Genomic DNA, 18,820 nt, shown 5'->3' with positions numbered 1-18,820 from the left:
CGGCTCTCTTCGCGCGCTTCGCGTGCTCATCGACCGGCGCCGGGAGGCCCGGCGAAGGCTTGAGCGATCTGCAACCAGCGCTGGGCGTCGGCGCCATGGGCGGTGATGTCGAGGGCGCTCAGCGGTCGCCGTTGGGTGACAAGGAAACAGAAATCCTGCGCGGACCCACTGACCCGCTGCTCGGCATCGGGCGGCCCCCAGGTCCACGTGTCGCCGCCGGGACCACGCAGTTCGACGAAGAAGGGCTCTGCCGGCGGCACCAAATTGTTGATGGCGAAGGCGAAATCGCGGGTCCGTACCCCGAGGTGAGCGATCGACCGCAGCCGTTCGGTCGCGGGTCGCGTGACGCCCAGAGCGTCGGCGACATCGACGCCGTGCGCCCACGTCTCCATCAGGCGCGCGGTGGCCATCGAGGCCGCGCTCATCGGCGGGCCGAACCATGGGAGTTTGCGACCGGACTGCACCGTGAGCAGTGCATCGTGTAATCGTCCCCGGGTGAGCCGCCAGTCGGCCAGTAGATCGGCCGGCGCCAGCGCCGCCACCTCCTCGGCGCCTTTGTCCACGAAACCCGCCGGGTCAGCGGCCGCGCGTTCCAACACCTCGGCGAACCCGGCCTCGTCGGTAATGGCGATCAGAGCGACCCGATCGGTCCACAGCAGGTGGCCGATCTGGTGGGCGATGGTCCAGCCGGGCGCGGGCGTCGGGTCGGCCCAGCGGTCCGGTGACAACGGTGAGACCAGTGCGTCGAGGGTGTCGCTCTCGGCGCGCAGATTGTCGACCATGGGCGCGGGACCGGTCATCGGCACTCCCGGCTGTCGGCTGCGGCCATCGCACAACTCACGTCTGTACCTTAACGATCGCTCGTTGCGTCGCCGCCGCGACCGATGATGCTGTGCACGACCAGGCCCATCAGGTAAAGCACGGATCCGAACAGCGCGAAGGTGGGCGCGTGCCCGTCGTCGGGAATCAAGATGCCGGCCACCGTGATCGAGACGATGAACGCGACCCAGAACAGCGCGTCCTGTACGGCGAACACGTGCCCGCGAAGTGCGTCATCGACATCCATCTGAATTGCGGTGTCGGCGCAGAGCTTGACCACCTGCCCGGTGATCCCGAGCAGGAAGCCGCACGCGACCATGACCGGGACGAGCAGTTCGGCGCCGGCGACCTCGATGATCGCCGACGTCGCCAACGCGCCGTTCGCCGTCGCGTACCGCCCCCAGCGGCGGACCGCGGGCGGGGTGAGAACGTTGGCCAAAAAGGCGCCGAGGCCCGCGGCGCCGAAGAACAGGAGGGCGGTGCCGAACCCCCCACCCTTGAGGTTGGGCATGTGATGGACCAGCAACAAGACCAACAGCGAGTTGATGCCGACGACCATGCGGTGCGCGGCCAAGCCGGACAGGGTGGCGGCGACCGTGGGCCGCTGCGCCACCGTGCGTGCTCCGTGCAGCCAGCCGGTGATCACCGCGTAGACGACGGGTCCGTGGATCGCACGCCGGGTGTCGTCGGGGCCCAGCACCCGCGAACCGAAGCGCCAGGACAACAGCAACGCGATGGACACGGGGATCGTTGTGATGAACACGATTGCCGAGGCGCCCTTGTCGCTGGCGCCCAAGATGAATCGTGGCACCAGCATGAAATTTGCGCCGAAGAACGCCGCGATGGCCCCGGATGCCGTGGCGACCGAGTTCATCGTCACCACCTGCTCGCGCGGCACCACATGCGGCAGCGACGCCGACAGCCCGGACCCGACGAACCGCGCCAAACCGTTGGCCAACAGGGCGCCCAGCAGTAGCGGCACATCGCCGGCCCGGACCGCCAGGATGGTGCCGATCGCGGCGAAGAGGACCAGCCGGCCCACGTTGGCGCCGACGAGCACCAGCCGCCGATCCCAACGGTCCATCAGGGCGCCGGCGAACGGGCCCAAAAGCGAGTACGGCAAGAACAGAACCGTGAAGGCGCGCGCTATGGAAAGAGGGTCGGCGGCCCGATCGGGGCTGAACAGCAAAGCCCCGGCAAGCGCCGCCTGGAACAAACCGTCACCGAATTGGCTCGCGATGCGCACCTGCAGCAGCCGCCAGAAGTCTGGCAAAACGCGCACCGACCGCCAGACTTCGACGGGTGCGCTGGACTGCATCCGAGTTGGGATCACCGAAACCGACTTCCACGATTGGGGCTGATAAGGCTCGCGCGATCAGAGCCGTCCAACAACAGTACAAATCTCCAGGGCCCACGGTTCGGATTGCCCCGGGCCACGATGCGCCGGATGCGATGATGGTGTGGTGCCGCCGCCGGAGGATCCAGAGGACTACGTCGCACCCGCCGCGCAACGGGTGCGCGCGGGCACTTTGCTGCTCGCCAATACCGACCTTCTCGAGCCCACGTTTCGCCGCAGCGTGATCTACATCGTCGAGCACAACGACGGCGGCACGCTGGGCGTCGTCCTGAACCGCGCCAGCGACACCGCGGTGTACAACGTGTTGCCCCAGTGGACCAAGTTGTCGGCCAAGCCGAAGACCATGTTCATCGGCGGACCGGTGAAGCGTGACGCGGCGCTGTGCCTGGCCACGCTGCGGGTGGGCGCCGATCCCCAGGACGCGCCGGGCCTGCGGCACGTGGACGGCCGGGTGGTCATGGTCGATCTGGACGCCGACCCCGACGGCATCGCGCCTCTGGTCGAAGGGGTCCGGATCTTCGCGGGGTACTCAGGCTGGACTATCGGTCAGCTGGAGGGCGAGATCGAACGCGACGATTGGATCGTGTTGTCCGCCTTACCATCCGACGTGCTGGTGGGACCGAGGTCCGACCTGTGGGGCCAGGTTTTGCGGCGTCAGCCGCTGCCGCTTTCGCTGCTGGCCACCCACCCCATCGACATCAGCCGAAACTAGGGCCACTCCCCCAATTCAATCAGTGGCACGACTGTATGCAGCCGGCGCAGCTGCCGACGCAGGTGGGTGCCGCCGCTTCCTGGCGCAGCACGAAACGCGCACTCTGCCACGAGCCCGCGGCCAACGTACCCAGCGCCCCTACCACACAGACGACGAGCACGACCAGCGCGGTGTCTGGAGCCGCGGCCACGGCCACCGCGCCACCGGCTGCCAGCATCACGGCGGCGGCCAACTGTGTCGGCGCCATCGCGCGAAGCGCCAATGCGGTGGCGCCGAAACTCCGGTTATGCGCGAGCGTCCAGGTGCCGAACCCCGCCGAGGCCACCGCAGCACACATGCACAGCACGCCCGCAATCAGCATGGGCTCACAATACGAGCCGGGTCGCCGGCCCGCACACCCGGCTCGGCGGGTGCCGGTGCCGCCGTCCGCTAGTGCTGGAGGAACGAGAAATTCGGTAGCGGGGGCAGTCCCGGCACCATGGCCAGCAGGCTGGGTGTGCGCTGCGGATTTGTCATCGGCGGCTGCGCGGGGAGCCCGACGGGCGCCGGGGGTGACGTCTGGGCGAGCGGCACCAGTGGAGCCGTGCCGGGTGCCGGGGCGGCAGGCGCGACTGGAGCCACGGCCGGTACCGGTGCGCCCGGTGCGGCGGCGGGAGCCTGATTGGGCAGCCCAACCGGAGAGGTGGCGGGAACCTGGGCCGGTGCCGGGGCAGCCGCGCCGGGGACGCTCACGCGGAATCCGTTGATGATGGCGTCGGTGGCCGGTGCGTCGGCGACGCTCACCGCGCGATCGGTGGTCACCGCCAGCGACACGAGGTACTTGTCGTGTCCCGACGTGGCGATGACATGGCGCCGCGAGGTGTTGAGCGTCAAGTCGCCGTCGCGGTAGGTGCCCTCAATGATCGACGACGGGAAGCCGTTGAAATCGGCCATCGAGGCGTTGGTGGGCTGCCAGGCAAACAGCTTCTGGCTGTCGATGTAGCCGTGGGTGATGGCCTCTTTCGGATCGAAGGCGCCGACCAGTTTGTAGACCACGACTTGCGCATTCGATGAGTAGATACTGCTGCCATGCCGGTCGGCGATGACCGCGAACGCATCGGGCACGTTGGGATCGGGTACCTGGGTCCAGCGCGGGGGCATCGGCAAGGTGATGTCGAGAGCAGTGAAGCCCTGCGGCTTTTGCGCCTCGAGCTTCACGCCCTTCGACTGCAGGAATTCGTGGATCGTTCCAGAGGACGCCGGAACCGGAACCGCTGGGCCGGCAGTAGCCGGTGCCGTGGTTCCGGGGGCTGTGGCGGTCGCCTGCGGGGCGGTCTGGTTGCCGGCCGGCGGAGCCGCGAGATATCTGCTCGGCGGCACCAGCTCGGGTCCGAGGTTCGGCGGTGCCTGCGCGGGAACCGTGGGGACGGGCGCCGGTACCGGAGGCAACGGGTCTGCCGATGCCGTGCCGCCCGCAACAACCGCCAGGCCCATCAGGCCTGCGACCAGTCCGCCGAGCAGTGCCCGGCGGACGGGGACGATCTCAATCATCTGCGTCGGTCCTTCCAAAGGCTCTTCTACCAGAAGCCGTCGATAGTGGCTGACTGTAACTAGAGGTCAAAGGCGTGCACAGGGCCGAAACACACCTGGGATGAACCTCTGATCGGCGCGCAACGGAACCGAGACCAACCTGTGGCCGGCAGACCCCTCGTGTCGGCCCTTATACCCTGTTCAGGTGACCGACTCCCCGATCGCCTCGCCGGCGAGCAGCTCTGGCGCCGCCGCGCCCGACTCTGACGCGCCGCCGCATCGCTACACCGCGGCGCTGGCGGGCCGTATCGAGGGCGCGTGGCAGGAGAACTGGGCGAAGCTGGGGACGTTCAACGTGCCAAACCCGGTCGGTTCGTTGGCTCCCTCAGACGGAGCGCCGGTCCCGGACGACAAGTTGTTCGTGCAGGACATGTTTCCCTACCCGTCGGGGGAGGGGCTGCACGTCGGTCACCCACTGGGCTACATCGCAACGGACGTATACGCACGCTACTTCCGGATGACCGGCCGCAATGTGCTGCACGCATTAGGGTTTGACGCCTTCGGGCTGCCGGCCGAGCAGTACGCGGTGCAGACCGGCACCCATCCGCGCATCCGGACCGAGGCCAACGTCATCAATTTCCGGCGCCAGCTGGGACGCCTGGGCCTCGGCCACGACAGCCGACGCAGCTTCTCGACGACCGATGTCGAGTTCTACAAGTGGACCCAGTGGATCTTCCTGCAGATCTACAACGCCTGGTTCGACACCGCCGCCAACAAGGCCCGCCCGATCACCGAATTGGTCGCCGAATTCGATTCCGGCGCACGTCGCCTGGAGGACGGGCGGGACTGGGCCGGGTTGTCGGCGGGGGAGCGCGCCGACGTCATCGACGGCCACCGACTGGTCTACCGGGCCGACTCGATGGTGAACTGGTGTCCCGGTCTGGGCACCGTGCTGGCCAACGAAGAGGTGACCGCCGACGGGCGCAGCGACCGCGGCAATTTCCCGGTGTTCCGGAAACGATTGCGGCAGTGGATGATGCGCATCACCGCATACTCCGACCGGCTGCTTGACGACCTCGACCTGCTGGACTGGCCTGAACCGGTCAAGACCATGCAGCGCAACTGGATCGGCCGGTCCACAGGCGCTGCAGCGCTGTTCGCGGCGACCGGCACCGACGGCGAGACGCTCGATATCGAGGTGTTCACCACCCGGCCCGACACGCTGTTCGGCGCCACATACCTGGTGCTGGCGCCCGAGCACGACCTGGTCGATGAGTTGGTGGCGGCCGCCTGGCCGGACGGCACCGACGCACGCTGGACGTACGGTGCCGCCACACCGCGCGAGGCCGTCACCGCGTACCGGCGGGCGATCGGATCGAAATCCGACCTCGAACGCCAGGAGAGCAAGGCGAAGACCGGTGTCTTCTTGGGCAGTTACGCCACAAATCCGACCAACGGTAAACCGGTGCCGATCTTCATTGCCGACTACGTGCTGGCCGGATACGGCACCGGGGCGATCATGGCGGTCCCCGGCCACGATCAGCGCGACTGGGACTTCGCCCACGAGTTCGGGCTTCCGATTGTGGAAGTCATTGCCGGCGGTGACATTTCGGAGTCCGCGTATGCCGGTGACGGGGTGCTGGTCAACTCCGGGTACCTCGACGGATTGGATGTGGCCGCGGCCAAGGACAAGGTCACCGCGCGCCTGGAGGCCGAGGGTCGCGGCCGCGCGCGCATCGAATACAAGCTGCGGGATTGGCTTTTCGCCCGTCAGCGCTATTGGGGCGAACCGTTTCCCATCGTCTATGACGCCGACGGGCGTGCGCACGCCCTCAGCGAAGCCGCACTGCCGGTGGAGTTGCCCGACATGCCGGACTACGCGCCCGTGCTGTTCGACCCCGACGACGCCGACAGCGAGCCCTCGCCGCCGCTGGCCAAGGCGACGGAGTGGGTGCACGTCGAATTGGACCTCGGCGACGGCCTCAAGCCCTACACCCGCGACACCAACGTGATGCCTCAGTGGGCCGCCAGCTCTTGGTACGAACTGCGCTACACCGACCCGCACAACTCGGAACGGTTCTGCGACAAGGAAAACGAGGCCTACTGGATGGGCCCGCGGCCGGCCGAGCACGGCGCGGACGATCCCGGTGGCGTCGACCTTTACGTCGGCGGCGCCGAACACGCGGTGCTGCACCTGCTGTATTGCAGGTTCTGGCACAAGGTCCTCTACGACCTGGGCCACGTGAGCTCCCGCGAACCCTATCGCCGGCTGGTCAACCAGGGTTATATCCAGGCCTTCGCCTACACCGACGCGCGCGGCTCGTACGTCCCGGCGGAAGAAGTGGTCGAGCGGGATGGCCGTTTCATTTATCCGGGGCCCGGGGGAGAGATCGAAGTCTTCCAGGAATTCGGGAAAATCGGTAAGAGCCTGAAAAATTCGATCTCGCCCGACGAGATCTGCGACGACTACGGCGCCGACACGCTGCGGGTCTATGAAATGTCGATGGGCCCGCTGGAGGCCTCCCGACCCTGGGCGACCAAGGATGTCGTAGGAGCCCACCGCTTCCTGCAGCGCGTGTGGCGTTTGGTGATCGACGAGCAGACCGGTGACACCCGGGTGGTCGACGGACTGGCACAGGACATGGCGACCGATACGCTGCGAGCACTGAATCGGACGATCGCCGGGGTTGCGGAAGACTATGCGGCACTTCGCAATAACACCGCTGCTGCGAAGCTGATCGAGTACACCAACCATCTCACCAAGGAGCACCGCGACGCGGTGCCGCGTGCGGCCGTCGAGCCGCTGGTGTTGATGTTGGCTCCGCTGGCCCCGCATATGGCCGAGGAATTGTGGCTGCGCCTGGGCCATCAGACCCCGCTGGCGCACGGTCCCTTCCCAGTCGCCGATCCCGCCTATCTGGTCGACGACACCGTCGAGTACCCCGTGCAGGTGAATGGCAAGGTGCGCGGGCGAGTGGTGGTGGCCGCCGACGCCGACCAGGACACGCTGAAGGCCGCCGCGCTCGCCGATGAGAAGGTCCAGGCATTTTTGGCGGGTGCCAACCCGCGCAAAGTGATCGTGGTCCCGGGCCGACTGGTCAACCTGGTCGTGTAGCGACGCCTAGCGCTCGGCGGGCCGCAGCACCACCTCGTGCATGTGGCCGTCCGGCGGGGTGGCAACCGCATTGGCCACCGCAGTCGCCACCGTCTCGGGCTTCAAAAAGTTGGCGGGGTCATACGTGCCGCCCTCGAACCGGACGAGTTCTCGCTGCATGTCGCTGTCGGTCCGTCCCGGATAAACGGTCGTCACCCTCAACTCCGGTTCGCCGCTGCGCAGCGAATCCGCGAAGGCGCGCAGCGCGAACTTACTGGACGAATAGGAGGCCATACTCCGCGAAGCGGTGCGGCCGGCGCCGGAGTTGATGAACACCACCTGTCCGCGGGCCCTTCGCAGCGCCGGCAACAGCGCCAGCGTAAGTTCCACCGCGCCAAAGACATTGACGGCAAAGGTGGCGCGCCATTCGTCGACGTTCGAGTCGGCAACACTGCCGGGTATGGCCACCCCCGCATTGTGCACCAGTACGTCGAGTTCGTCCACGATTTCGCAGGCGGCTTCGATATCGCCGGAGTCGGTGAGATCCAGCGGAAACGTGGTGGCCCCTAGTCGCTCCGACACCGCATCGAGCCGATCGGACGGGCGGCCCGCCAACAGCAGGGTATGCGTGGGTGCCAGCGCAGTGGCGATGGCCGAGCCGATACCACCGCCGGCGCCGGTGATGAGTGCATTGGGCATGCCCTGCAGTCTACCCACGGCACAGAGGTAACCGAAAACCGGTGACGGCGAAAGCCTTTCAGGCTTCCTTGCGTGCGGGTGGCACGCCGGCCGGTCCCGACGTCGGGTCACCGGAGGCCAGCCGTTCGAGTGGCGCCAACGCCTGCATCAGGGTGTCCAGGTCGGACGCCGGGAGCTGGCTCAGCATCGCGGCCAGCGAAGCGCGCCGATTAGCCAGCGATTCACCGTGGACAGCTCGCCCCCGCGGGGTGATGTCCACGAGTACCGCACGCAGATCGGACGGGTCACGGGAACGTTTGACCAACCCCACCTTCTCCAGCCGGCGGATCGCCACGGTCGTGGTGGGAGTTCGCACCCGTTCGTGTGCGGCGAGATCGGTCATCCGGATCGGGCCCTGGTCGAGCAGCGTGACCAGGATCGACAATTGCGCCAGGGTCAGCTCTCCGGCCGCCGCCCCGCTGGGGTCGCCGCGGCGGAGAATGGCAAACAGTTTGGACAGCGCTCGGTGCAAACCCTCGGCGAGCTCGGCTACCTCGGCCGGAGGCGATTCGCTGTCTGCCATAAATCGGGAGTCTATCCCGATATGAGGTGCTTACAAGGGAGCTATCGCGCACCAGATAGTTCAGGTCAAAGGACTTGGGACAAAAACCGCTGCAGCCGTTCGGTCTCTGCGGCATCGAATATTTGCTCCGGAGGGCCCGACTCCACGACCCTGCCGTGATCCATAAAAGCAACGACATCGGATGCCGACCGCGCGAAACCCATTTCGTGGGTTACCACAATCATTGTCATGCCATCCTCGCCGAGGTCCGCAATGAGTTGGAGTATTCCCTTGACCATTTCGGGATCCAACGCCGAGGTCGCCTCATCGAAAAACATCACCTGCGGCGCCATCGCCAGCGCACGGGCGATCGCCACCCGCTGTTGTTGTCCGCCGGACAGCGTGCTGGGGCGGGCACCGGCCTTGTGCTTCAGGCCAACTCGGTCCAGCTGTGCCAGCGCCAGGTCGCGAGCCTTGTCAGCCGGCAGACGCCGCAGCTTTCGCGGGGCCATCGCCACGTTGTCCAAAACGCTGCGGTGCGGGAAGAGATTGAAATGCTGGAACACCATGCCTATGCGTTGGCGCAGCTCGTCGGGATCATCGTGCAGCACCGATCTGCCATCCAGCAGAATGTCGCCGCTGTCGGGCTCATACAGGCGGTTCATGGTACGCAGCAGTGTTGACTTTCCCGAGCCGGACGGCCCGATGATCGCTACGGTGCTGCCCGCGGGTGCCTCGATATCGACGCCGCGCAGCACCTTGCTTGCGCCCAGCGTCTGGTGAAGGTTCTTGGCCGCCAGCGAGACTGACACTCGGGCATGAATGCTGGAGGTCACGTGATTTCCTGGCCGAATGTCGTCGCAAGTAGGTCGGCGTCGTCGTCCTCTGGGGCCGCGGCACTGCGGCCGCGGCGAAGGCGGGTGTCGATGTAGTTCACCAAATGCGTTAGCGGAATGGTCAATAGCAGATAGAAAAGACCGGCGGCCACCAATGGCGAAAGGCTGCCGGTCTGCGCGTTGAGGTCTCGTCCGACTTGAAACAGCTCCCGCTGATCGGCGATCAGGCCGAGGAAGTACACCAGCGCCGATGCCTTCAACAACCCGATGGCCTGATTGACCAGGGCGGGGAGCACGCGACGGACTCCCTGCGGTACCACCACCAGCCGCATCGCGGTGGAATAGCTGAAGCCCAGCGCCCGAGACGCTTCCAGTTGCCCGGGGTCGACGCTTTGAATTCCGGAGCGCAGAATCTCGCCGACGTAGGCGGCTGCCATCAATCCCAGTGCTGCGATGCCGAGGGGGTAAGGATTCTTGTTGGTCAACGCGCTGACCAACGGGCCGATGCCCATTCCGATCAGCAAGATGATCACCACTTCGGGCAAGCCTCGGAAAATGTCGGTGTATACCCGGGCCGGCCAACGCAGCCAGCCCCGGTGCGAGATTCCCGCCATCGCCAACACCATCCCCAACGCCAGACCGATCGCGAGGGCGCTGGTGGTCAGAATCAAGGTATTGGGCAATCCCGTGGTGAATAGAATCGGAATGGCCCGCCGGTACATATCCCAGTCGAAGAACGAATCCCCCAATTGCGCCAGTGGTGATTTCGGGGCGGGAGGGCCTGTGGGGGAGCGGTGTTGTTGCGCGATCGCGGCGAAGTCCGGCAGTTTGGGGATGGGGGCGGCTTTGGAGCCGGGCTTCCAGCCGGGCGGCAACGACCGCGGCACCCATTGGGTGTACAGGCGTGCCCAGGTGCCGTCGGCGATGACGGCGTCCAGCCCGGAATTGAGCGCGTCGATCAACGGCTTGTTGTTCTGGGCCACCGCAAAAGCCACGAAATTGCCTGGGCTGTAAGTGTTCGCGGTGACCACCGCGGGATCACCCGGGCGAATGACGGTCGCCGCGAGGCTTCCCGGCGCCACCCACGCATCGATCTGGCGGGATTTGAGGCTGGCGTACAAGGTGGCAAAGCTCGGATACTTCACGGGTTGCATATGCAGTACATCGACGACGTACGACTCCTCGACGGTGCCTTGCACGACGGCGATGCGCTGGGCGGCCGCGAGGTCGCTGAACTTGTGGATCGCCGAACCGGGCGGAACGACCAGCGAATAGAACCCGAAGTCATAGCCGTTGGTGAACGAGACGGTGCGCCGACGGGCTTCGGTGGCCTTAACCGCTGCCGAGCCGACGTCGAAGCGCCGGGACGCGACCTGGGCCAGCAGCGCGGAAAAGTCGGTACTGACGAACCGGACCGGCAGACCTAGTTTGTCGGCGATGGCGCGCAGCAGTTCGTTGTCGAAGCCGCTGAATTCGCCAGTCGGATTGATGCAGACGTTGGGCGGGGCATCCGATAACGTGCCGACCGTCAGCACAGCCGGCGTCCCGAGATCCAAGGCACCGACGTCGACCGCGCTGACCGGCTCGACCGATGCCGTTGTGTCGCGGTCGTCCTCGCCGGCGGTCGTGTTTTTGGTCAGGTCTTTGGGCAGGCTCCGGGCGGCCTCCACACCGGCCGGCGCGCATTGGTTCCAGTCGGCGGCGGCCGGCGCGACCGGGACACCCAATGCGACGCCGCATACCATGAGGACGGTCGCGGCCAGGCCAAAGGCCCGTCCGCGACGCTTGGCATACCGGCCTACGCGCGAACTCATCAGTGTCACGGTAACGACACAGCGGCAACGCGGCCCGATCAGAGTCGGTTCAAAGCGACAGCGATGGTTCGGCGCGGATGGTGTTCGCGCCGGGGATGACCGGCAGCGCGCCGGGACCGACCCGACTGAAGTCGTCGGTGGGGGTGAAGACCCGCCGCCGGAACAGTTCGGCCAGCATTCTCTGGGCCATCAGATAGGAACGGTTGACGCACGCTGCCCGCGCGGCGTCGGGGTCGCGCCGCTGTATCGCCGCAGTCTCGTCTTCGTAGAACGGCAGCATCTCGTCACGTCCGCTTTGATACGTCGTCCAGAACAGGCGGGGGATGAGGTTCTGCGAGGCGCGGATCGTGGCATGCAGCCGCGGACCGGCGTATTCGTCGTTGACCGTGCGCCGGTATTCGGCGGCGATGTCGGTGAAGGCGCGCGCATCCTTGGCGCCGCGCAGCGAGCGCATCAGCCGATCGAGGTGCCCCAGGATCCGCGGCGTTGGGCTGGTCGCCGCGCGGGCGGACGCAATCGCATTGAGCAGCCCGTCGAGCTCGTGGTGCTCGAGCACGGTGGCTTCATCGAACCGTTCGACAAACGCGCCGCGGTGATAACGCGTGGACACGATGCCGTCGTGTTCGAGCTGGACCAGTGCTTCTTGAATAGGGACTCGGCTCACTCCTAAGCAGATCGCAATTTCATTGCGGTCGACGCGGTCCCCAGTGCGCAGCTTACCGGTCAACAAAAGGTGGAGGATGTGCGAAACAACCAGGTCCTTTTCTTTGACCCCGTATTTCTTCGGCATCTTTTTGTTGAGTCTCTTTCACACCGGTTCGGCCATCTAGCGGTGAGAGTTTCTCACGAATTGGCGCGTGCGTTTAGGTGTTTGCCCCATGTTCGATTGCAGCCGCCGGTCTAACGGTGATCGCGCCACTCGCACAGCGCTTCGGCGGCGGTCAGGTCGTAGTCCGGACCGTTCACGCCGACGGTCAGCAGGGTCACGCCTAGCGCGGTGAGGCCTTCGGCGTTGGCAATCAACCCGTCAAGGCGCTCGCCGCGGCGAACACCGCTGTTGTCCTCGACGCCGGCAGATCTCTCGATGGTGGACGGGTCGCGGCCCACGGCGGCGCAGTGTTCTTCAAGCACGGCCGACGCGGCCGGATAGGTTTCGACGGTGGTGAAGCCGTGCCAGATGTCGCCGTATTCGGCGACCAGTCGCAGCGTCTTTCGGGGGCCCTTACCGCCGATCAGGATCGGCAGCTCACGGGTGGGAGGCGGGTTCAGTTTGGCCAGCCGCGCTTGAATTCGAGGCAGTGCGGTCGCCAGGTCGTCCAGGCGGCTGCCGACGGTGCCGAATTCGTAGCCGTACTCGTCATAGTCCTTTTGTTTCCACCCCGAACCGATGCCCAGGATGAGCCGGCCGTCGGAAATATGGTCGACGGTGCGGGCCATATCGGCCAGCAGCTCCGGATTGCGGTAGGAGTTGCACGTCACCAGCGCGCCGATCTGGATGCGTGATGTTTGCTCGGCCCAGGCCCCGAGCATCGTCCAGCATTCGAAATGCGGACCGTCGGGGTCGCCGTAGAGCGGGAAGAAATGATCCCAGTTGAAGGCGATGTCTACGCCGATGTCCTCGCAGCGGCGCACGGCATCTCGAATCTGGCTGTACTGCGGCGCGTGTTGCGGCTGCAGCTGGACACCGATACGCACGGGACGGTCAGAAGTCATCTCCCCACCGTAGGCTCAGCGTGCGTCGAGCACCCCTCGCAGTAGGTCGATCAGCGCGCGGGGCTGGTCGCTTTGCACGGAATGGCCCGAATTCTCTACCACGTGCGCAGAACGGAAATGCTTTGCGCGACGGCCGAGCTCGGCCGCGTCCTCGTCGCTGACGAAGGCCGATGAGCCGCCGCGCACCAGCGTCACCGGTGCGGACAAGGCGTCGACGTCGTCCCACAGACTGGCGAAATCCGGGAAGGTGCGGATGGCGTCATAGCGCCACGTCCACTTGCCGTTGTCCAGCTTGCGCGAGTTGTGGAACACCCCGCGGCGCAGTGCCTTCACCTCGCGGTGCGGCGCCGCCGCGACCGTCAAGTCGAGCATGGCCTGGAAGCTGGGGAACTCGCGTTCCCCGTGCATCAGCGCTACGGTGCCCTGCTGCTCCTTGGTCATCTCCGAATGCCGTTGTAGTGCCGACGGAGTGACGTCGACCAGCACCAGCTCTTTGACCAGCTCGGGCGCGACCGCGCCCAGCCGGATCGCGGTCAATCCGCCCAGCGACATGCCGACGACGAGGTCGGCCGACGCGGCGTGTTCGCGCAGGATCGGCAGTAACGCGTCGGCGTTGTGCTGCGGCGAATAGTCGCCGTCCTCGCGCCAGGCGGAGTGGCCGTGGCCGGGCAAATCGACCGCAAGCGCGGGTTCACCGATGCCGACGATGATGGTGTCCCAGGTGTGCGCGTTCTGGCCGCCGCCATGCACGAACACGATCCGCGGGGGAGCGCTGCCCCACCGCAAGGCGCTGATTTTGCTTTCGCCCGTGCCGGACGCGACGCGCTCGGCTTCGGGCAGGGGGCCGGAGAATCCGGCCTGCTCGGCGTTTTCGGACAGCAGCGAGAATTCGGACAGCCCGGCCAGTTCGTCTTCGGAGATCTCGGTCACGATCTTTGACACTAGCGCCGTCGGTTCGAGCGGGTCGCCACCATCGGCTTGTGGTGATCGCAAGCGCGGTGTAGGCCGGGCGCAGCGGGTCGCCACCATCGGCTTGTGGTGATCGCAAGCGCGGTGTAGGCCGGGCGCAGCGGGTCGCCACCATCGGCCTAGAGGACGTAACGGCGGCGGATGCCATGGAAGCGTTCCCACATCGCGGCGACGCGCTCCGGCGCACTCGCCATGGCGGTTTCTTCGGGCAGGACGCCGAGCAGTTCATCGTGCTTGACCACTCGGGTGTCCAGCACGGCGGGTTCGCCCTCGAGCAGGTGCCGGTAGGTCAGATTGCCGCGTTCGAAGCCCTGGGTGTCCAGCCAGTTGTGCACGCCGGGATCGCGGTGAGCCATGACCAACCGGATGCGGCCGTCGTGGTCGATTTGGGTGCGGCTCGGTGTGTAGCTCACCGGGCGATACAGGTAGTCCATGCTGTTGAAGAAGACGCCCATGTTGGTGAACATCCACAGTCCGTCATGGGCGTCGAATTCGATGATCAGTGCCTCGTCGGCCGCCAGTTCCCAATACATGTTGGCAGCGGTCCGGCCGCGCTTGTTGTCGGCGTCGGTGGCGCCGACGCGCGGGAAGGTGTTCGGGTGTTCGGCGTCCACGCCGCCGTGGATGAAGGGGTACTCGGGCCAATCGGACATCAGACCGGTGACGAAATCACCGGCCCAGCGCATCGCGTCGACCATGTCGGAAGGGCTGGGCAATGGCTTGGGGGAGGCCATGTCGACGCGTTCGATGCACATCTGCGCCGGCGATTCGTCCCAACGGTCAAACCCTTGGCGGATGAACAGTTTTCGTGATTCCGGCGTGGTGGGCAGCCAGTTGGTCGACCGCTCGGCCCCGCCGATGTAGAGCTCGAAGCGTCCGTCCCCACCGATGTCGAGTTGATGGCCCAGCAGGTTGGCCTGCGGTGTGTCACCGAAGGGTTCATGCAAGACGCCCGGGCCGGGCGGACGTCGTCCCTGCACGGTGACGTTGAAGAAGCGCGCGGTGCCCCGAGTGCCGGTGATCCGGTAGGTCGAGTGTCCGTCGATCCATGCTTGTTGGTAGGTGAAGTCGGCACAGTCACCGCCGAGCTTGCGGGTGGGGCCGCAGAAGGTGTGCAGCGCCGGATAGCCGGTGTCGCGGGTTTCCAGCGCCAGATCGAAGGCCTGACCGAGATTCTGGGTCAGAAATCGGTATGCGTCGGCGCGCTGCAGTGCGGCGCCCGGGTTGGCGTCTTTGAAGACTTGTTCGCCCGCGCGTTGGAGTTGGGCACAGAATTCTGCCCATGCCGAGCGCAGCGCCTCGTCGTCGAGGCCGTCGCCGAAAGTCATTGTCAGGCACCCAATCTGTCCAGTATTGCGCCGACAACGCCGCAGGCGCGACGCGCGGATTGCAAGCGGCCCTCCGATTCGATGCGGGGCCCGATCAATTCCAGGTCGAATCCGTGTGTGTAGCCACCGGCCAGAACCTGGCCAATGAAGGCTTCGAGGGGGATCGCGCCGTCCCCAGGCACCGCGCGACCCGGAAGCGCTCGGTCGCCCAGCACGTAATCGCTGAGCTGAATGAGCTCGGTTCGTGGCAGCGCCTGCTGCACCATCGCTTCGACATCGCCCTCTGCCCAGCAGTGGAACACATCGATGCAGATGCCGAGCCCGCTCATCTCGGCCAACGCAACGGTATCGCGCAGGGTGTGGGCGAGATGAATATCGGCGTACAGGCTCGAGGCGTTCTCGATCGCCAACGACACACCTGCCTGCTTGGCGCGCTCGACACAGGGGGCGATCATGGCGGTGAAGCGGTCGGCGGCCTGCGGCCAGGTCAGCGCGCCCCGCCCGCCGCTGAGCAGATAGACCACGCGCGCACCCACCGCGGCCGCGGCGTCGATCACTTCCAGCAGCGCGTCCCGTGCTGCCTGCGCGCTGGTGTCCAGCCGGCGACCGCCGAAGATGTGGCACGCCGCCTCCACAGTATAGGTATTGCGCTGCAATAACTTCGGGAATCCAGGATCGAGCAGCTCGCTGTCCAGAACGCTCAACCGCGACACGCCGAGGGCCGCCCAATGCTGTTCCACCTCGGCCAAGGAAGCGCCGAAGAAGGTGACATCGTGGACGGACAGACGTTTGTGCGGCGTCGTCACGTCAATCACGGGCTTCGATCTCGACGCCGAATCGTTCACGAAACGCCCGGAATTCGGCGTGCAGGGCGTCGAGGTCTTCGCCGATGTCGACCAGCAGCTGGGTGGAGTAACGGAACTTGCCGTACCGGTCGCCGCGATTGTTGGCCAGGTAGTCGCGCATGGCCGATTCGGCGGCGGGCGTCACCTCGCGGCCGGCGAATGCGTAGTAGCGCTGCACCGTACCGACTTGATCGGCGACGAAATCGGTGTAACGGACGTGCAGAATGCGCGGATCGTTCACCATGGGATTGCTCATCGTATTGGCAATGCTGGCGCGCGTCAGTTCCAGATGCAGCTTTGCGTGGGCGTGGAGGTCAACGGGACCGACCATACCTTCGGCAATGTCAGCCATCATCATCGTGCGTGAGGCCGCGACCTGGACAGGATCGCGGTGCAGCCACACCAGCGTGGCGTCGGGATAGGCGTCGAACATTTCTTTGAGCCGAAAGCCATGAAAACCCTTCAGCACCCAGTACTTTCGCGGCCGCTGATATTGCAGCTGCTGCAGCATGGCCTTGTGCAGCCGATATTGCGCGGCCGGATCGGTTGGCAGACCGCCGACCAGTGATTGCATCGGCACCCGCCACCACGCGGTGGGGGTCAGCACCCGGAAGTCGAACGCCCAGGTGCGTTCGTCCTCGGGAAGGCCGTCGCCCAGCATGTCGTTGTAGGGGTGGCTGTGCAACCATTTCGGCATCTTGGCGTTGATCTCCCGCCAGTCGGCATCGGCGCGCGTGCGGCGCTGGTCGTTGGGCGTGGCCAGCCCCGGCGGGGGGGATGGGTACATCACCTCCCAGAATCGCAGCGCTCTGGATCGCGGGTCGACCGACATCAGGGCGTGCATAAGCGTTGTCCCCGAACGGGGTTCGCCGGTGACGAACATCGGCGACTCGATGACTTCAGCGCCTATCGGGTAGCGGTTGCGGTCCTCGATGAGTTCGAGGCGCGACGTCAGCAGCCAACGACATACCTGCGTGGCTTCGAAGCGCCCGTCCGCATCCATGCCCAGATCGTTCAGATGCCCGACGGCGATAGCGAAGCGTTCTGGCAAGGTGGGATCACCGTAGTCGCGCAGTCCGGTTTCCGCCTCGGCGGCGGCGAGCATCTCTGCGGCGTCCAAACCCGTTGTCACGAACGGTCTCCGCAGAGTCGTACCAGCTCGTCCTCAGCCGCGCGGACGTTCGCTGACGAAGCCTGTGCGAAGTTGAGTCCGGCCATGGCGCCGTAGTCGAGGATCTTGGGCACACGCAGGCCCGCGTCTACGTACGTCTTGACGATCTTGGCGACCTCTTTCGGCGTGCCGTGGGGTACGACGGCCAGAACCATCTCGGGGCGCACGTTCTCCAGAAACTGGACGATCCGTTCCCGAGTGAGTACCGCCGGGTCGATGTCCTGGAAACCACCCCAATTCTCACCCATCGGGTGGTCAAACCCAAAGCCGCGCAGCGTCTTTGCAGAGACCTGCAATAGAAAGGCCTTGACCAGGGGAGCCTGCAGGATCTCGGCGAGGGCGGTGTCGTCCGCACCGATCAGGCACACCTGGATGAAGCAGGGGACGATCGCCATCGGATCGCGGCCGGCGCGTTCGGCGGACGACCGCACCGCCGAGAGCATCTGGGCGTAGTGCTCGGGAGTCCAGGCGCCCGCCGGCCACCACCCGTCGGCGTACCGACCCGCGATGTCGAGCATTCGTGGACCGCTGGCGCCGATCCAGATCGGCGGAGGCCGGCCGTCGTAGGGTTCGGTGTCCAACCGGGCATGGCGCAGCGAAAAGAACCGGCCGTCGAAGTCGACCGGGCCGTCGCCGCGCCACAGCAACTGGATCACCGTCAGCGCTTCCTCGAAGCGGCTGACCGAACGCGAGAAGTCGAAGCCGTAAGGCAGCGTGTTCTCGCTCTCGCCGCTGCCCAGTCCGAGGATGAAACGACCCTTGGCGAGGTGATCGATGGTCAACGCGGTCTGCGCGAGCATGGCGGGATGGCGGCGCACGGTATCGACCACGGCGCTGACCAGAGGAACCCTTTCGGTGAGCACGGCGGCCGCGGCCGCTACGGCGAGGCCGTCCAAGTGGCGGTGCGGTGAGGGGGAAGCGGTGGCCAGGTCGGTGAATTCGGGTGTCCAGATCGAGTCCGGCCAGAAGCTGACCATGTGGTCGGGCAGCCAGATGGAGTGGTAGCGACCGCTGTCGAGTCCGGCGAGTCCGGACAAGTCAAGGGGGAGCGTGGTACGCAGAAACGCTGCGGGCTGAACGGTCATCGAGACATGATGCTAAGCACCTGCACAGCAGTGTGTCGATGGTTTGACGATTGCGCCCGCCGCACCGGCCGCACCGGTACCGCGCACCGATCATTGGGTGATCCGCAAAGGCGCTGGTTGTGGTCGGTTATGAGGTTGGTGGCAGTCGGCTGAGGGGCGGGGGTCCGTTGAGTGCACCGTGGCAGCGCCGAGGGTTTGTAGAGCTCGAGCCAGCGGGCACGGGCGCAACCTCGTTGGGTGTCGAAGTCAGAGGCCCTACTCGGTGCAGGGTGCGATTGAATCGTCGGTAGGTCACTGATCTCGTTGTAGAAGCGCGAGCGACAGTGTG

Annotated in this window: 16 protein-coding genes and 1 pseudogene; 2 read left to right on the top strand and 15 right to left on the bottom strand. The window is 66.0% G+C overall.

Annotated elements, in window-relative coordinates; genetic code table 11:
- Window positions 1-26: 26 nt before the first annotated feature.
- Both AC5Y4F_RS19245 and AC5Y4F_RS19240 read right to left on the bottom strand, forming a co-directional pair.
- Complete coding sequence (locus tag AC5Y4F_RS19245) at window positions 27-800, bottom strand: TIGR03084 family metal-binding protein (protein WP_499997869.1); 774 nt, start codon at window positions 798-800, stop codon at window positions 27-29.
- 50 nt (window positions 801-850) lie between these two features.
- Window positions 851-2,195, bottom strand: a pseudogene (locus AC5Y4F_RS19240) (MFS transporter).
- An 84-nt stretch (window positions 2,196-2,279) separates the two neighbouring features.
- On the opposite strand from AC5Y4F_RS19240, the gene AC5Y4F_RS19235 reads away from it, so the two are divergent.
- On the top strand, window positions 2,280-2,888 hold the full coding sequence (locus AC5Y4F_RS19235; RefSeq protein ID WP_156750054.1) for a YqgE/AlgH family protein: 609 nt from the start codon (window positions 2,280-2,282) through the stop codon (window positions 2,886-2,888).
- Window positions 2,889-2,907: 19 nt separating this feature from the next.
- On the opposite strand, the gene AC5Y4F_RS19230 is transcribed toward AC5Y4F_RS19235, so the two are convergent.
- Window positions 2,908-3,249: a hypothetical protein gene (locus tag AC5Y4F_RS19230; protein WP_067934822.1), complete on the bottom strand. Its 342-nt coding sequence runs from the start codon at window positions 3,247-3,249 to the stop codon at window positions 2,908-2,910.
- Window positions 3,250-3,317: 68 nt separating this feature from the next.
- Window positions 3,318-4,418 carry an LpqN/LpqT family lipoprotein gene (locus tag AC5Y4F_RS19225; RefSeq protein ID WP_067934860.1) on the bottom strand — a complete coding sequence of 367 codons (1,101 nt, stop codon included), beginning with the start codon at window positions 4,416-4,418 and terminating at the stop codon, window positions 3,318-3,320.
- Between the two features lie 184 nt (window positions 4,419-4,602).
- On the opposite strand from AC5Y4F_RS19225, the gene leuS reads away from it, so the two are divergent.
- A complete protein-coding gene (gene leuS / locus AC5Y4F_RS19220) occupies window positions 4,603-7,512 on the top strand; it encodes a leucine--tRNA ligase (protein WP_067934824.1) in 2,910 nt (969 codons plus the stop codon).
- Between the two features lie 6 nt (window positions 7,513-7,518).
- On the opposite strand, the gene AC5Y4F_RS19215 is transcribed toward leuS, so the two are convergent.
- From AC5Y4F_RS19215 to AC5Y4F_RS19165, 11 genes are all read right to left on the bottom strand, one after another.
- Window positions 7,519-8,190 carry an SDR family oxidoreductase gene (locus AC5Y4F_RS19215; RefSeq protein ID WP_067934826.1) on the bottom strand — a complete coding sequence of 224 codons (672 nt, stop codon included), beginning with the start codon at window positions 8,188-8,190 and terminating at the stop codon, window positions 7,519-7,521.
- A gap of 58 nt (window positions 8,191-8,248) precedes the next feature.
- Entirely contained in the window at window positions 8,249-8,752 is a 504-nt protein-coding gene (locus tag AC5Y4F_RS19210) for a MarR family winged helix-turn-helix transcriptional regulator (RefSeq protein ID WP_067934827.1), read from the bottom strand.
- Between the two features lie 65 nt (window positions 8,753-8,817).
- The gene (locus tag AC5Y4F_RS19205; protein ID WP_369829708.1) at window positions 8,818-9,555 is read right to left on the bottom strand and encodes an amino acid ABC transporter ATP-binding protein; all 738 of its coding nucleotides are present in this window, start codon (window positions 9,553-9,555) and stop codon (window positions 8,818-8,820) included.
- An 8-nt stretch (window positions 9,556-9,563) separates the two neighbouring features.
- Window positions 9,564-11,381, bottom strand: coding sequence for an ABC transporter substrate-binding protein/permease (locus AC5Y4F_RS19200; protein ID WP_067934830.1), 1,818 nt, complete (start codon window positions 11,379-11,381; stop codon window positions 9,564-9,566).
- Window positions 11,382-11,430: 49 nt separating this feature from the next.
- On the bottom strand, window positions 11,431-12,171 hold the full coding sequence (locus AC5Y4F_RS19195; RefSeq protein ID WP_067934832.1) for a GntR family transcriptional regulator: 741 nt from the start codon (window positions 12,169-12,171) through the stop codon (window positions 11,431-11,433).
- Between the two features lie 110 nt (window positions 12,172-12,281).
- Window positions 12,282-13,094, bottom strand: a complete 813-nt coding sequence (locus AC5Y4F_RS19190) for an LLM class F420-dependent oxidoreductase (protein WP_499997868.1) — start codon at window positions 13,092-13,094, stop codon at window positions 12,282-12,284.
- A 15-nt stretch (window positions 13,095-13,109) separates the two neighbouring features.
- A complete protein-coding gene (locus AC5Y4F_RS19185; protein WP_067934862.1) occupies window positions 13,110-14,024 on the bottom strand; it encodes an Rv0045c family esterase in 915 nt (304 codons plus the stop codon).
- Window positions 14,025-14,182: 158 nt separating this feature from the next.
- On the bottom strand, window positions 14,183-15,391 hold the full coding sequence (locus tag AC5Y4F_RS19180) for a DUF1214 domain-containing protein (RefSeq protein ID WP_499997867.1): 1,209 nt from the start codon (window positions 15,389-15,391) through the stop codon (window positions 14,183-14,185).
- Window positions 15,392-15,393: 2 nt separating this feature from the next.
- A complete protein-coding gene (locus AC5Y4F_RS19175; RefSeq protein ID WP_499997884.1) occupies window positions 15,394-16,197 on the bottom strand; it encodes a sugar phosphate isomerase/epimerase family protein in 804 nt (267 codons plus the stop codon).
- A 1-nt stretch (window position 16,198) separates the two neighbouring features.
- Window positions 16,199-17,368 (bottom strand): sulfotransferase family protein, encoded by a 1,170-nt coding sequence (locus AC5Y4F_RS19170; protein WP_499997866.1) that lies wholly within the window; start codon window positions 17,366-17,368, stop codon window positions 16,199-16,201.
- Window positions 17,365-18,492: an LLM class flavin-dependent oxidoreductase gene (locus AC5Y4F_RS19165; RefSeq protein WP_067934840.1), complete on the bottom strand. Its 1,128-nt coding sequence runs from the start codon at window positions 18,490-18,492 to the stop codon at window positions 17,365-17,367. Before AC5Y4F_RS19165 ends, AC5Y4F_RS19170 begins: the two co-directional genes overlap by 4 nt.
- Window positions 18,493-18,820 lie beyond the last annotated feature (328 nt).

It is taken from the genome of Mycobacterium sp. NGS56, assembly GCF_059812425.1.
The sequence above is the reverse complement of the archived record's forward strand: the minus strand, read 5'-3'. Positions and strand labels throughout refer to the sequence as shown.

Coding starts and splice junctions, on each gene's coding strand:
- AC5Y4F_RS19225 (WP_067934860.1), bottom strand. CDS start 4,418: ATGATTGAGATCGTCCCCGTCCGCCGGGCACTGCTCGGCGGACTGGTC.
- AC5Y4F_RS19230 (WP_067934822.1), bottom strand. CDS start 3,249: ATGCTGATTGCGGGCGTGCTGTGCATGTGTGCTGCGGTGGCCTCGGCG.
- AC5Y4F_RS19245 (WP_499997869.1), bottom strand. CDS start 800: ATGACCGGTCCCGCGCCCATGGTCGACAATCTGCGCGCCGAGAGCGAC.
- AC5Y4F_RS19190 (WP_499997868.1), bottom strand. CDS start 13,094: ATGACTTCTGACCGTCCCGTGCGTATCGGTGTCCAGCTGCAGCCGCAA.
- AC5Y4F_RS19180 (WP_499997867.1), bottom strand. CDS start 15,391: ATGACTTTCGGCGACGGCCTCGACGACGAGGCGCTGCGCTCGGCATGG.
- AC5Y4F_RS19165 (WP_067934840.1), bottom strand. CDS start 18,492: ATGACCGTTCAGCCCGCAGCGTTTCTGCGTACCACGCTCCCCCTTGAC.
- AC5Y4F_RS19215 (WP_067934826.1), bottom strand. CDS start 8,190: ATGCCCAATGCACTCATCACCGGCGCCGGCGGTGGTATCGGCTCGGCC.
- AC5Y4F_RS19210 (WP_067934827.1), bottom strand. CDS start 8,752: ATGGCAGACAGCGAATCGCCTCCGGCCGAGGTAGCCGAGCTCGCCGAG.
- AC5Y4F_RS19200 (WP_067934830.1), bottom strand. CDS start 11,381: ATGAGTTCGCGCGTAGGCCGGTATGCCAAGCGTCGCGGACGGGCCTTT.
- AC5Y4F_RS19195 (WP_067934832.1), bottom strand. CDS start 12,171: ATGCCGAAGAAATACGGGGTCAAAGAAAAGGACCTGGTTGTTTCGCAC.